The 14,325-nt window shown below is 49.2% G+C and carries 10 protein-coding genes; 2 read left to right on the top strand and 8 right to left on the bottom strand.

The genetic code is table 11. The features are described 5' to 3' along the window. The first annotated feature begins 168 nt into the window (after positions 1-168). Positions 169-1,233, top strand: a complete 1,065-nt coding sequence (gene degS, locus C4S60_RS09000) for an outer membrane-stress sensor serine endopeptidase DegS (protein WP_103880016.1) — start codon at positions 169-171, stop codon at positions 1,231-1,233. 53 nt (positions 1,234-1,286) lie between these two features. On the opposite strand, the gene parC is transcribed toward degS, so the two are convergent. The 6 genes from parC to nudF form a co-directional block, all read right to left on the bottom strand. Then, positions 1,287-3,566, bottom strand: a complete 2,280-nt coding sequence (parC, locus tag C4S60_RS08995; protein ID WP_103880015.1) for a DNA topoisomerase IV subunit A — start codon at positions 3,564-3,566, stop codon at positions 1,287-1,289. A 2-nt stretch (positions 3,567-3,568) separates the two neighbouring features. Beyond that, entirely contained in the window at positions 3,569-5,449 is a 1,881-nt protein-coding gene (parE, locus tag C4S60_RS08990; protein WP_103880014.1) for a DNA topoisomerase IV subunit B, read from the bottom strand. Between the two features lie 235 nt (positions 5,450-5,684). Further along, positions 5,685-6,272, bottom strand: coding sequence for an esterase YqiA (gene yqiA, locus C4S60_RS08985; RefSeq protein WP_103880013.1), 588 nt, complete (start codon positions 6,270-6,272; stop codon positions 5,685-5,687). Further along, a complete protein-coding gene (gene cpdA, locus C4S60_RS08980) occupies positions 6,272-7,096 on the bottom strand; it encodes a 3',5'-cyclic-AMP phosphodiesterase (RefSeq protein ID WP_103880012.1) in 825 nt (274 codons plus the stop codon). The genes yqiA and cpdA overlap by 1 nt, the downstream gene beginning before the upstream one ends. A 31-nt stretch (positions 7,097-7,127) precedes the next feature. Next, on the bottom strand, positions 7,128-7,574 hold the full coding sequence (locus tag C4S60_RS08975) for a DUF1249 family protein (protein ID WP_103880011.1): 447 nt from the start codon (positions 7,572-7,574) through the stop codon (positions 7,128-7,130). Positions 7,575-7,584: 10 nt separating this feature from the next. After that, a complete protein-coding gene (gene nudF, locus C4S60_RS08970) occupies positions 7,585-8,208 on the bottom strand; it encodes an ADP-ribose diphosphatase (RefSeq protein WP_103880010.1) in 624 nt (207 codons plus the stop codon). A 235-nt stretch (positions 8,209-8,443) separates the two neighbouring features. Here nudF and tolC point away from each other — a divergent pair, with 235 nt between their 5' ends. After that, entirely contained in the window at positions 8,444-9,754 is a 1,311-nt protein-coding gene (tolC, locus tag C4S60_RS08965; protein ID WP_103880009.1) for an outer membrane channel protein TolC, read from the top strand. Between the two features lie 112 nt (positions 9,755-9,866). Here the strand turns inward: tolC and hldE are convergent, their stop codons facing one another. Together hldE and glnE are read right to left on the bottom strand one after the other, a co-directional pair. After that, entirely contained in the window at positions 9,867-11,297 is a 1,431-nt protein-coding gene (hldE, locus tag C4S60_RS08960) for a bifunctional D-glycero-beta-D-manno-heptose-7-phosphate kinase/D-glycero-beta-D-manno-heptose 1-phosphate adenylyltransferase HldE (RefSeq protein ID WP_103880008.1), read from the bottom strand. A 129-nt stretch (positions 11,298-11,426) separates the two neighbouring features. Further along, positions 11,427-14,276, bottom strand: coding sequence for a bifunctional [glutamate--ammonia ligase]-adenylyl-L-tyrosine phosphorylase/[glutamate--ammonia-ligase] adenylyltransferase (gene glnE, locus C4S60_RS08955; RefSeq protein ID WP_103880007.1), 2,850 nt, complete (start codon positions 14,274-14,276; stop codon positions 11,427-11,429). Positions 14,277-14,325: the final 49 nt, after the last annotated feature.

Here is a 14,325-nt window from a genome sequence, read left to right as displayed (position 1 = left end):
TTCTCGGTAAAAGAGCAGACTGGTTTCAGGCTGCTCTTTTGTTATTTGAGATTAAAATGATATCCTCTATCCTTATATCTGTCGTTTCCAGCGTCAATTATACGCTGGGCTTCGTGACGCTGATGTAGTGGGCTACAGTGCCTATTTTTAAGCAAACTAGAGGAAACGATGCTGAATTTTCTTATCCGCTCTGTATCTATGGGTCTCATTACAGCGCTCCTGGTGCTACTAGCGGTTCCTTCTCTAAGACAGAGCATCATACCCAAAAACCTCGTGGTTCAACCTGCAGATGACAGCACCCTTCAGGTATCCTTTAATCAGGCTGTGCGTCAGGCGGCCCCAGCAGTCGTTAACATCTACAGCCGACAATATAAAGAAAAAGATCGCACAACTCTGTCAACTCAGGGGTTAGGGTCTGGCGTGATTGTTAGTGACAAAGGCTACATCATCACCAACTATCACGTGGTAGCGAATGCGGATCAAATCATCGTCGCTTTGCAGGACGGACGAGTGGCAGCAGCACAACTGGTCGGTAAAGATCAGCGTACAGATATCGCGGTACTGCGTATCGAGGGTGGAAGCCTTCCGGTGATCCCACTTAATCCAGATTATGCTCCCAAAGTCGGCGATGTGGTGCTGGCTATTGGTAACCCATACAACCTGGGGCAAACCACCACCTTTGGGATCATTTCAGCCACTGGGCGTTCTTCCATCAGCGCTGGCGGTATACAAGCATTTATCCAAACCGATGCAGCCATCAATCAAGGCAACTCAGGTGGTGCTCTGGTCAATACTCGGGGCGAATTAGTAGGGATCAACACGGCTTCATTCCAACAGGCCACCGATCTGGAAACCTACGGTATTTCCTTTGCAATACCGTATCCGTTAGCCAGTAAAATCATGGAAAAAATCATCGCCGACGGTCGGGTAATTCGCGGCTATATCGGTATCGATGGACAAGATATCAATTCCGTTACCGCACGCCTACTGGGAAATGAACACATTGGCGGCATTATTGTATTAGGGCTGGATCCAGAAGGCCCAGCGGCAAAAGCAGGCATTCAGGTTCAGGATATCATTTTGATGATTGACGGTAACAAGCTGAATGGCCGGCAAGGCGTGCTGGATTTAGTCACTGACTTACGTCCCGGTACCACGGTCGATGTCAAACTGCTCCGAGAAGGAAAAGAATTGACCGTTCAGGTGTCTGTTGGCGAAGATACGCGAGGTTAAGTCGTATCATAGTAAAAAAATCTCCGAGCAAGCTCGGAGATTTTTTCTTTCATTTACTCGTCATCCGCGTCCGGTAACTCCGTCGACTGCGCCTCAATTTCGATGCGAGTCACACGCTGTAAGCCTCTCGGCAATAACCCACCTCGACGTCCTCGCTCACCACGGAAATTTTCCAGATCGCCCGGCTTCAACCCCAACTTGCGTTTACCTGCATACAAGGTGATCGCAGCACCTTTAGGCAGTGCCAATAGGTGAGAGACAAACTCTTCTCTCGCCTTAGCTTTCGCCGATGGAATATTGATGATCTTATTGCCTTTACCTTTACCCAGCTGTGGCAGATCTTTAATTGGGAACAGCAGCATTCGACCTTGATTCGTTATGGCCAGAATTTCGTCCGAATCCAAGTCACCAATTGTCGATGGGGTCATTACCTCAGCGCCCTGAGGCAAGGTGACCAGCGCTTTACCGCTACGGTTCTTCGACAGCAAGTCTGCACCTTTACAAACAAACCCATAGCCAGCATCGGACCCAATGAGCCAGAGCTGAGACTCTTCTCCCATCACGACCTGACGAATACTGCTGCCAGCATTAACATTCAAACGCCCAGTGATTGGCTCACCCTGACTACGAGCTGATGGCAGTGAGTGTGACTCAAGGGAATAGCTACGTCCATCGCTACCGAGGAAGACCGCTGGCTGACTGCTCTTGCCGCGAGCCGAGGCTAGATACTTATCGCCTGCTTTGTAATTCAGACCGCTCGGATCCACATCATGCCCTTTAGCATGACGTATCCAGCCTTTCTCAGAAAGCACGACCGTAATCGGTTCACTTGGCACCAAATCACGCTCAGTCATTGCTTTGGCTTCCGCACGTTCAACGATTGGTGAGCGACGGTCATCGCCATATTTCTCAGCGTCCGCTTGAATCTCTTTCTTTAGTAAGGTGTTCATACGGCGCTCAGAACCAAGCAGCTTCTCAAGCTTCTCACGCTCTTTTTCAAGCTCCTCCTGTTCACCTCGGATCTTCATTTCTTCCAGCTTCGCAAGGTGGCGAAGTTTGGTGTCCAGAATCGCATCGGCCTGAATGTCCGTGATACCAAAACGTTCCATAAGCACAGCTTTAGGTTCATCTTCGGTACGGATGATCTCAATCACTTCATCAAGGTTGAGGTAAGCAACCAACAAACCCTCAAGGATGTGTAAACGCGCCAGGATCTTATCAAGACGGTACTGGAGACGTTTACGCACGGTCTCGCGGCGATACTCGATCCATTCACTCAGGATTTGCACCAGACCTTTCACTTGTGGACGGTTGTCGAGGCCAATCATATTGAGGTTCACGCGGAAGTTCTTCTCAAGATCGGTCGATGCGAATAAGTGATTCATGAGCTGATCGCAATCAATACGGTTTGAGCGTGGTACCACAACGATGCGCGTTGGGTTTTCATGATCTGACTCATCACGAAGATCGTCAACCATCGGCAGTTTCTTGGCACGCATTTGGTTGGCAATTTGCTCAAGTAGCTTAGCGCCAGATACCTGATGCGGCAGCGCGGTAATCACGATTTCCGAGCCTTCTTTATGCCAAACGGCACGCATCTTCACGCTACCACGACCTGTACGGTAGATTTTCTCCAGATCGGACTTCGGTGAAATAATTTCGGCTTCGGTTGGGTAGTCCGGCCCTTTGACGTATTCCATCACTTCTGACAACTCAGATTTCGGATTATCGATCAAATGCACGGTCGCATTAGCAATTTCACGCACGTTATGTGGTGGAATATCGGTCGCCATACCAACCGCGATACCAGTAATACCATTCAGTAGAATGTGTGGCAGACGAGCCGGAAGGATCTTTGGCTCTTTCATGGTGCCATCAAAGTTTGGCTGCCACTCCACCGTACCTTGACCGAGTTCGCCAAGCAACACCTCAGCAAACTTAGACAGTTTTGCTTCGGTATAACGCATCGCAGCGAACGATTTTGGATCGTCTGGAGCACCCCAGTTGCCCTGACCGTCCACCAGCGGGTAACGATAAGAGAACGGCTGCGCCATGAGTACCATGGCTTCATAACACGCAGAGTCGCCGTGTGGGTGATACTTACCCAGCACGTCACCAACGGTACGTGCCGATTTTTTGTATTTCGCCGATGCAGACAGGCCCAGCTCAGACATCGCATAAATAATGCGGCGTTGCACGGGTTTTAATCCATCACCGATGTAAGGCAATGCACGATCCATGATGACGTACATTGAGTAATTCAGATAGGCGTCTTCAGTGAACTTTCGCAGAGGCAGCTGTTCTACGCCATCAAAAGACATTTCAGTCGACATTGTTATACCTCAGCCATGTCACCGTTGTTTTGTAGCCAGCTACGACGATCGTCAGCACGCTTCTTACCAAGCAGCATATCCATCATCTCATTGGTGGCTTCGTCATCATCAATGGTCAACTGCACCAAGCGACGGGTATTCGGATCCATCGTTGTTTCACGCAGCTGCAGCGGGTTCATCTCACCCAGACCTTTGAATCGTTGAACGTTGATCTTCGCTTTCTTCTTGCTCAGACGTTCAAGTACGCCATCTTTTTCATCGTCATCAAGGGCATAGAACACTTCTTTACCACAGTCGATACGATACAGTGGTGGCATTGCAACATACACGTGCCCGGCTGAAACCAATGAGCGGAAGTGTTTAGTAAATAGCGCACAAAGCAGCGTAGCAATGTGCAGACCATCCGAGTCCGCATCGGCAAGGATACAGACTTTACCGTAACGAAGGCCGTCGAGGTTTTCCGTATCTGGGTCGATACCCAAAGCCACGGAAATATCGTGTACTTCTTGCGACGCCAGAACCTGGTCTGCCGACACTTCCCAGGTGTTGAGGATTTTACCGCGCAGCGGCATCACCGCCTGGAACTCACGATCACGTGCCTGTTTGGCACTGCCACCCGCCGAGTCACCCTCCACGAAGAAGATTTCGGTACGGTTTAAGTCTTGTTGTGAACAGTCAGTGAGCTTACCTGGTAGCGCTGGCCCTGAAGCCACCTTCTTACGAACCACTTTTTTGCTGGCGCGCATACGGCGGTGAGCGTTAGCAATACACACTTCCGCTAGCTGCTCAGCAAGTTGCGGCTTTTCATTCAGCCACAAGCTAAAGGCATCTTTTACCACACCAGATACAAACGCCGCGCACTGACGCGAAGAGAGGCGTTCTTTGGTTTGTCCGGCAAACTGCGGATCCTGCATCTTGATAGACAGTACGTATGAGCAACGCTCAAACACGTCATCGCCCGTCAGTTTTACACCGCGAGGAAGCAGGTTACGGAATTCACAGAACTCACGCATCGCATCAAGCAAACCTTGGCGAAGACCGTTGACATGCGTACCGCCCTGAGCCGTTGGGATCAGGTTGACGTAGCTTTCAGTGATCATCTCACCGCCTTCCGGCTGCCAAATCACCGCCCAGGTTGCCGCTTCTGTTTCTGCAGAGAATTCACCGGTAAATGGTGCTTCAGGCAGAACTGCGTAACCTTTTACACCCTCTGCCAGATAGTCTTTCAGACCATCTTCGTAGTACCACTTGTAGTCTTTGTTGTTTACTTTGTCAGTGAAAGTGATCTCGAGTCCCGGACAAAGTACCGCTTTGGCTCTCAGGTTGCCGACCAGACGGGTAACGGAAAAGTTGGCAGAGTCAAAATAACTCGCATCAGGCCAGAAATGGACGCTCGTTCCGCGATTACGGCGACCACATGTCCCAGTCACCGTCAGTTCCTGTACCTTGTTGCCATTTTCAAACGCCATTTCGTAGACCTGACCGTCACGACGTACGGTTACTTCCACGCGTTTGGACAAGGCGTTAACAACGGAAATACCCACACCGTGCAAACCACCAGAAAACTGGTAGTTCTTGTTGGAGAACTTACCACCAGCGTGCAGCTTACAGAAAATCAGTTCGACACCCGAAATTTTTTCTTCCGGGTGAATATCGACGGGCATACCACGACCATCATCGATGACTTCTAATGACTGGTCTGCATGCAGAATGACTTGTACCTTAGAGGCATGTCCGGCTAGCGCTTCATCGACACTGTTATCGATGACTTCTTGGCCCAAGTGGTTCGGGCGCACTGTATCCGTATACATCCCTGGTCGGCGACGTACTGGCTCAAGACCATTGAGGACCTCAATGGCTCCAGCATTATATTGTTCTGTCATAATACGGAAATTTTACTCAAATAATGATTGATACTTAGCAGCAAAAAAACTTGTGGTTCAGACCACTCCCTAGCCAGAAGACGTTGAATCGCCATAATGCGACACGCTTCCGGGGGGTATGCGTAAGTACTGACACATCATAGTCTGGCTCTATGTCAGTGTTGTCAAGTTTCAAGCGGAAGTTGAAAAGAAAATTATGACTGTCTCCTCAAGCAGAGACGAAAAATGCGTCGATTTAAAGTTCCAGGAACTCAATGATTTGCTCAGGAAAACGCTCAAAGCCGACAAAGCTATGATCACCATCTGTCTCCACCGTCTGTCTGCTATGTGCATATTTGGCCACAGCCTGACGATAATCGAGTACCTCATCCCCTTCCTGCTGCAGGAGCCAAAAATCCTGCGGGTTATTTAGCTCTGTCACATCCAGTGATTTTAACTCATCAATGTGTTTGTGTTCTAGCGTATATCGCTCAAAGGTGTATGGATTCTCTTGCTCACCTAAGAAATCCAACAGCAGCTCATAAGGTCGCACAGCAGGATTGACCAGTACAGCTTTGAATCCATATTGAGCATTTAACCAGGTTGACAGGTAGCCCCCTAGCGAACTGCCGACAAGGGCAATACGGTAATCGGCCTTATAACTCTGGATCAACTGCTGTAAAAGCTCTGCGGCCTGCTGCGGGAAGCAAGGCATCTGAGGAATCAATACTTTGATATCAGGACGATGAGACTGACAATAATCGCTCATCACCTGAGCTTTTAGTGACAAAGGTGAGCTGTTAAAACCGTGTATGTACAGCAACAAGGGGGCTTTTTTCGTCATTAGTAGCCTTCCGCGTTAAAGTCCGGTCGGAACGCTCCATTCGCCAAGCGTTTTACTTTAGTCACAACATTACCATCACTGTAAAGTTCCATCTCACGCCAACCCGGAGAACGGGTATCTAACGCAAACTCATCGGAGTTAGGTTTGAACTGCACGCAGGTGGAAGGTGTCGCGAGAACCCGCACATCTCCACGCTTCTGGTCTAGTTCCTGGTGAATATGCCCACACAGTACCGCACGAACATTGGTATGTTTTTCAACTACTTCCCAAAACTCATGGGCGTCTTTGAGAGTATGCTGATCAAGCCAGGCGCTGTTGACTAATATTGGGTGGTGATGCAATAACACCAACGTATGGCGCTCACTGTACTCGGACAGCTTGCGATCCAAAAACTCAAGTTGCGCATCACTTAAGCGACCGTGAGGCACACCCACTACCTGAGAGTCCAACAAAATCACCTGCCAATGCTCTCCGAGCAAAGCATGAGTGACATCCTGAATCAACGGTGAGTCGATAACACTGTTCATGCAGGGTTTATAATCATGGTTGCCAGGCAACCAATAGCAAGGAAGTGCCAAAGGCTCAATGCCTGCAACAAACTTTTCGTAGGAAGCTTCGGTATGATCTTGTGAAATATCACCTGTCGCCAGCAAGGCATCAAACACAGAGCCCTGGCTAATCACTTCGGATACCACGGCATTAAAACTTTCTTGAGTATTTACACTCAGCAAGCAGCCATCTTGCGGCGCAAACAGGTGCGTGTCGGTTAATTGCAGTAACCTGACGCAACTAAACTGAGATTCATCACTGGGCGCTGTCTTCAAAATATAAAAACCTGAACATCAAATTCTTTTGTTAGCTTCGATACATGATCGGAGCTCGACTAATTCCATTTTTTAGGCAAAAAGTCAGCCAGTCACTTAAAAACTGGTTGAACTGAAACTTTTCGTCCTTCTGGAGCATTTTCGCGTTAGGGTAATCGTAACGCGCACTCACTCTTGAGGTCTGTTCACAATTGCAGACCTCTGCAACTCTGGCATCGTGGTAGAGTCTAACCGTCATTTTAGGCAAAGGAAAAACCGGAAGCTCATCATCTTGGCAAATTTCGACCAATGTTGTGTACTTGGTCACTTCCAGGACTTCTAATTGATAAGTCAATGCAGCCGCCTGATAACAACGTACGTCTCCAACGACTGGCGAAGTAGGTATCAAACGATTCAACTTCGCATAGTTCGTTTCATAGATCCGCATTAGCTCTGCAAGATCAACATGATACGTATTATTGTCGACAACACGGGCCATAAAAAATTCCCTACCACTCCGATTGCAGTTTAGCGTGATTCAATTGCAGCCATTGCAAAGCAATGATGGAAGCTCCATTTTCTATCTCTCCGCTTTCCACCATCTGATATGCCTGCTGACGAGAGACCACTCGAACACGAATGTCCTCTCCTTCACAGTCCAGACCATGCACACCATCGGCTAATGATGCATCAACATGGCCGACGAACACGGAGATCCTCTCAGAGCAACCACCCGAAGAAGGATAGTAGCGAGTCACAGGTACCAGTGCTTTCACCTCAACCCCGGCTTCCTCTACCGACTCACGGCGAACCAGTTCTTCAATGCTTTCATCTTTATCAATGATGCCTGCAACGATTTCTAACTGCCAGGGGTGCTCATGCTCCAGAGCACCAACTCGAATCTGCTCGATCAATACCACTTCATCACGAACCGGATCATAGGGCAACATCGCTGCGGCGCCACCCCGAACTAACATTTCTCGGTGTATAGCAGAACTCCAACCGCCTTCAAACAGTCTATGCTTGAAACGATACAGCACCATTTCGAAGAAACCTTTGAACACCGTTTCTTTGGACAAAATTTCGACATCTTTTGACGTAAATGTCTCTGATTGCGGTAAAGTATCTTTCATTGCGACCTCTGGCTAGAGTGAATCTTATAGTTTACTCAAGGTTAGAAGGTTCTACCAACGATAGGGTTCAACTTTTTACGCAATAATTCAAATAAACTTTGATTTTGGTTAATTATTTGTCGTAATTTTAAGTGAGCTTGCGTAAAAAAGTGCAAAGTTTCGAGTGAATTACGGCCATTTTAAGTTAAACTGTGAATCATACCCTTATCAGTATCATCAGGCAGGATTAGGACAAATGAAAAAACTGCTTCCACTCTTTATTACAGCTGCATTAGGAAGCGTCAGTGCAGCGGCGTGGGCTGACTCCCTAACCGAGGTTTACGATCAAGCAAAACAAAACGATCCACAACTACTGCGTGCAGCAGCAGAACGTGATCGTGCATTTGAAGCGATTAACTCTGCTCGTGCGACCTTGTTGCCTCAAATTAACCTTACTGCTGGTTACAATATAAATCGCAGTGATGACGAATTCACAGATAGTGACAAGGTCAGCGCAGGTGTGGGCTTCTCGCAAGAACTCTACAACCGTACCAGCTGGATCACGTTAGACACCGCCGAAAAAACCGCGCGTCAGGCCGACTCTCAATATGCGGCGGCGCAGCAAGACCTGATTCTGCGTACAGCCCAGTCATACTTTGAAGTACTGCGCTCGCAGGACAGTCTGGAGTTCGTCAGAGCCAACAAAGCAGCGGTGGCTCGTCAGTTAGAGCAAACCAAACAACGCTTTGAAGTGGGTCTGTCGGCAATCACCGACGTCCACGATGCTCAGGCACAATACGACCGCGTACTGGCTGATGAAGTCATCGCAGAGAATGACCTGCTGAACAAATACGAAGGTCTGCGCGAAATCACCGGGCAAGAGCATAAGAACATTGACGTACTGGATACCAACCGCTTCTCAGCTAAGCGTCCAAATGAATCGGTGCAAGTCTTCCTCGACGAAGCGCAATCGAAGAACCTGTCATTGCTAGCGGCACGTATCGGTCAGGACATTGCTAAAGATAACATCACTCTGGCAAGCTCTGGTCACCTTCCAAAACTAACCTTTGATGGCGGTTACAACTATGGTAATGAAAGAAATGATACCGTAGTTAGTCGTTCAGGAAGCACCAACAGCTTTAACGCGGGTATTAACCTTTCGGTTCCATTGTATACCGGTGGCAACATTACCTCGCAAACCAAACAGGCCGAGTATGCCTATGTAGCCGCCAGTGAGCAGCTTGAGCAAACTTACCGTTCGGTTGTCAAAAGCGTTCGCGCCAACAGCAACAACATCAACTCGTCCATCGGTGCGATCCGTGCTTATGAGCAGACTGTAGTCTCAGCTGAGTCAGCACTTGAAGCGACAAAAGCAGGATTTGATGTGGGTACACGTACCATCGTCGACGTCTTAGAAGCAACTCAGGCGTTGTATGATGCCGGTCGTAACCTTTCGGATGCGCGCTACGATTACATCGTCAGCATTCTGAACTTACGTCAGTCCGTGGGTACGCTCAGCGAACAAGATATCGTTGATATCAACGCAGGTCTGAAGAAAGCAAAATAATCCATACGGGTAACTTGCTTATGATTTCAGATGAGCAAGCGAATACGATACAAAAAAGGGACGCTTCGGCGTCCCTTTTTTTATCAATTGCGTGTTATCAATAGCGATGCGGTTAGCCGCGACCACCCTTGATCGCTTCGATGATTTCCGTGGTGGAACAGCCATCTTCAAAATTCAGTACCTGAACCTCTCCACCTGCAGCAATCACTTCTTTACCGCCCGCAATCTCTTCTGGCTTGTAGTCACCGCCTTTCACCAACAAGCTCGGCAGGACTTCCGAAATCAATCTGCGTGGGGTTTCTTCAGAGAAAGGCACGACCCAATCCACAGCACCCAGCCCTGCCAATACCGCCATGCGGCGGTCTGTTGGGTTCACGGGACGCCCAGGCCCTTTCAGCATGCGCACCGATTCATCGGTATTAACCGCAACAATCAGACGATCGCCCAGTTCAGCTGCGTGATTGAGGTATGAGACGTGCCCGGCGTGAAGAATATCGAAACAGCCATTGGTCATGACCACTTTTTCGCCTTTCGATCTGGCCTTCGCGACCGCTTCAATCAATGCTTTTTCACTGATCACACCGTAGTCGGTATCCTGACTACCATGCACCGCTTCTGCTAATTCGATAGTCGAGACCGTCGAGGTCCCTAGCTTACCAACGACCACACCCGCTGCGGCGTTGGCCAGAGCACACGCTTCATCCAGAGGTTTGCCTGCCGCCACTGAGGCTGCCAATACCGAGATGACCGTGTCGCCGGCACCTGTCACGTCGTACACTTCTTTTGCCTGAGTTGGCAGATGGAACGGTTGCTGACCTTTACGCAACAACGTCATTCCGTGCTCGCTACGCGTCACCAGCAAGGCTTCAAAATCAAACTTGTCGATCAGTGCATTGCCTTTTTCAATCAGATCCTGCTCGTCCTTTACTTTACCTACAACCAGCTCAAATTCAGCCATATTCGGAGTCAGCAAGGTCGCACCACGGTAACGCTCAAAGTCGGCGCCTTTCGGATCGATAAATACCGGTACGCCTGCGGCTTTGGCCTTCTGGATATAGGTTTGTACATGCTCCAGCGCACCTTTCGCGTAGTCAGACAAAACCACAGAGCGAACATTTGGCAATGCCTGCTCCATTTTGGCCAACACCAACTCAGGGTCGGTATTCTCAAACTTGTCTTCAAAATCCAGGCGGATCAGTTGCTGTCCGCGGCTGAGTACACGCAGTTTGGTAATGGTTGGATAGTTTGGCAGTGAGACAAAGTCACATTTCACTTTCAATGAGGTCAAGGTTTCAGTCAGCACCTTTGCTGGTTCATCCATCCCGACAAGACCAATGGTATGTGCATGACCACCCAGTGACGCAATATTCATCGCAACGTTTGCAGCACCACCCGGACGCTCTTCGTTGTTCTCTACTTTCACTACAGGCACCGGGGCTTCAGGTGAAATGCGTCCTGTCGGACCGTACCAATAACGGTCAAGCATGACATCACCAACGATTAACACACCAGAATCACTATAATTCGGTAGGATGGGTTTCATTTCTGTACTCCACTTTGAGAAGTAGAGGGTGCGATTGCACCCTCTAAATATTATTCATTTTGGCTAAGCCTTTGACTGGATAGTAGCACAACTCTGCAGCGCATTACTAAAACAAGGCGGGATTAATCGTTAACCAAGCCACTCCTGCCACGCTTTGACAACAATGGCTTTTTCAGCGTTGAACTTACTGTCCGCCACATCGGCGTCGAGATTCAATAAATTACGATGGTGGATCTCATCACGCAGTGTCGTGTAAGCATGAGTCAGTGCCATCGCTTGTGATTCTTCCATCACTCCCTGAGCCATCATCGACTCAAAGATCCTCACATTATCGGACCAACGAGTAAGCTTAGGCTTATCATGGCTAAACTGTAATACCAGATACTGAGCTAAGAACTCGATGTCCGTGATGCCACCCGCATCCTGCTTGAGCATAAATCTGCCTGATTTCTTGCCCCCCAGGTGATCGCGCATCTTCTCTCGCATTTCAACCACTTGCTGTTTTAACGTGCCCGCTTCTCTGTGTTTGCACAACACATTATTACGCGTCCCGAGAAAGGCCTGCTGCAATGCGCTATCTCCGTAGATCATTCTCGCTCGCACCAAAGCCTGATGTTCCCAGGTCCAGGCATCATTGTGCTGGTACTCATCAAACGCGTCTGTAGGGCTTACCAACAACCCCGAGGCCCCGGATGGCCGCAATCGAGTGTCGACCTCGTACAAGATACCCGAAGCAGTGCGGGTAGAAAAAATATGAATGATGCGCTGTGCCAAGCGCAGATAGAACTGGCGGCCATCGATCTCTTTCTTGCCGTCGGTGTAAACATTCACCGGGCAATCATGCATAAATACAATATCCAGATCTGAGTTGTAGCCCAGCTCCCAGCCCCCCACTTTACCGTAGCCGATGACTGCAAACCCTTTACTGCCTCTGTCTTTGATATGAGTTGGTTCGCCATACTTAGCCGCCATTTGCTGCCATGCCTGATTGATCCCGGCGTCCACTATCGCTTCCGCCAGATAAGTCAGGTGGTCACTGACTTTCATCACCGGCAACACGCCGGCAATGTCCGCTGCGGCAATCCTTAAAATGCAGGTCTGCTTAAACTGTCTCAGCGCTTCCATTTGTTGTTCCATATCCTCTTCCGGGATACGAGCCAGATAATCGCGCAGTTCGGTCTTATAGGATTCCAGTGGTACAGGGTTATACAAGTGAGTCGGGTCGAGCAGCTCATCAAGGAGGATAGGATAACGCCCTAATTGCTCCGAAATCATCGGGCTCGCGGTACACAGACGAACCAATTGAGTCAGTGCCGCCGGATGCTCGTCCAATAACTCCAGGTACGTTGTTCGGGTCACGATGCGATGCAGTACATGCAGCACTCTGGGCAGACCAAACTCTGCGTCTTTGTGTTCATAGATCGCACTGAAAACCTTTGGCATCAGTCGATTCAGTACCTCTCGCCCTCTTGGACCTAAGGTTTTTTTGGCAAGGTCTGCCTTGAACTGCTGGATAATCGTCTGTTTCTGCTGAGGATTGTCGACCTTCAGATCATGCTCCAGAATATGCTCAACAACTTCTGCTCTGTCCGCCATGTCCCACAGCTCATTGAAGTGCTTGGCAATCGGATTGGTTTCTTCCTCTTCTTCGTCTTCGCCAATCAAGTTTGCAAATACATTGTGCACGTTGAGCATGTGTTGCTCTGTGGCCGTCAACATGTCTTGCCATATTTCAAAACCCATAGCGAAAGCCAGTTTTTGCTGTTCTGCTGGCTTCTCTGGCAGAGTTTGCGTCTGTTTATCCGCCATAGCCTGCAACAGGTTTTCCTGCCTGCGTAAGAAACAGTATGCCTCTCTGAGTTGGTTTACTTCCCCGGCTTCGAGCAGTTTTAGTGACTGAATCGCATCCAGTGTTTCAAGCAGCCCGCGGCCACGCAGGCTTGGCTCGCGCCCGCCACGAATTAGCTGAAACACCTGAGCGATAAACTCCACTTCGCGGATGCCACCCGGTCCCAGTTTAATGTTATTGCCCAACCCACGACGTCGTACTTCACTGCTGATCATCGATTTCATTCGTCTGAGTGACTGAATAGCACTAAAATCGATGTAGCGTCTGAACACAAATGGACGCAGCATTTGTCTCAGCTCTTGATATTCAGGATACATCTCCCGTCCCATAACCCGGGCTTTAACCATCGCATAACGTTCCCAGTCACGACCTTGTTCCTGATAATAATCTTCCAGCGCGGCGTAACTCATCACCAGTGGACCACTTTCACCAAAGGGGCGTAAACGCATATCCACCCGGTAACAAAACCCATCGAAGGTTTGCTGATCGAGCGCCTTAATGATGCGCTGTCCCAGGCGGGTGAAGAACTGTGCATTAGCTATCGAACGTCTGGCTCCCTGAGTTTCACCATTTTCCGGATAGGTGAAAATCAGATCGATGTCGGATGAAAAGTTAAGCTCTCCTCCCCCGAGTTTCCCCATACCGATGATCAGCATCGGCTGCGCTTCCCCTTCGGCATTGCATGGCGTTCCCCACTCAGAACAGCATACTTGATATTGCCATTGGTAGGTTTCAAAAATCATCGCTTCGGCCAAAGCAGACAGATGGCTCAGACTCTCTTCAAGACTCCAGTTTCCGACAAAATCTCGCCATGCAATGTAAACCATCTCCCGATTACGGAACTGACGTAATACTCGATGTCCATCTGCTTCGGTAGAACACGATTGAAGCAGCAAGGAAAGTTCCGAGCGATAGTTCGCTGAGCGGCTAGATAGCGCAAGTCTGTCGGGCAAAGTACGGAACAGTACCTCGTCTTGCAGTAGCGCTTCTTTGACGAAATGGCTCATAGCAGTCACACGGGACAACTGACTTTGCAGCTCTGCGCTCCAGTGGGAAAGATCTGAATAGGCGTGTTGAATTTGCTCGAAAGCGTGCTGAGCTTCTTGTTGTAATTCTGCGGGCAATTGCATTTGTCGTCCTTGTCTCGACTCATAACAAAAGTGGTGGCCCGGGCCACCA

Source organism: Vibrio hangzhouensis (assembly GCF_900107935.1).
GTDB classification, from domain to species: Bacteria; Pseudomonadota; Gammaproteobacteria; order Enterobacterales; family Vibrionaceae; genus Vibrio; species Vibrio hangzhouensis.
Note: the sequence above shows the minus strand (reverse complement) of the source record. Positions and strands in the feature narration are given on the sequence as shown.

Coding starts and splice junctions, on each gene's coding strand:
- yqiA (WP_103880013.1), bottom strand. CDS start 6,272: ATGACGAAAAAAGCCCCCTTGTTGCTGTACATACACGGTTTTAACAGC.
- C4S60_RS08975 (WP_103880011.1), bottom strand. CDS start 7,574: ATGGCCCGTGTTGTCGACAATAATACGTATCATGTTGATCTTGCAGAG.
- degS (WP_103880016.1), top strand. CDS start 169: ATGCTGAATTTTCTTATCCGCTCTGTATCTATGGGTCTCATTACAGCG.
- tolC (WP_103880009.1), top strand. CDS start 8,444: ATGAAAAAACTGCTTCCACTCTTTATTACAGCTGCATTAGGAAGCGTC.
- nudF (WP_103880010.1), bottom strand. CDS start 8,208: ATGAAAGATACTTTACCGCAATCAGAGACATTTACGTCAAAAGATGTC.
- parC (WP_103880015.1), bottom strand. CDS start 3,566: ATGTCGACTGAAATGTCTTTTGATGGCGTAGAACAGCTGCCTCTGCGA.
- hldE (WP_103880008.1), bottom strand. CDS start 11,297: ATGAAACCCATCCTACCGAATTATAGTGATTCTGGTGTGTTAATCGTT.
- glnE (WP_103880007.1), bottom strand. CDS start 14,276: ATGCAATTGCCCGCAGAATTACAACAAGAAGCTCAGCACGCTTTCGAG.
- parE (WP_103880014.1), bottom strand. CDS start 5,449: ATGACAGAACAATATAATGCTGGAGCCATTGAGGTCCTCAATGGTCTT.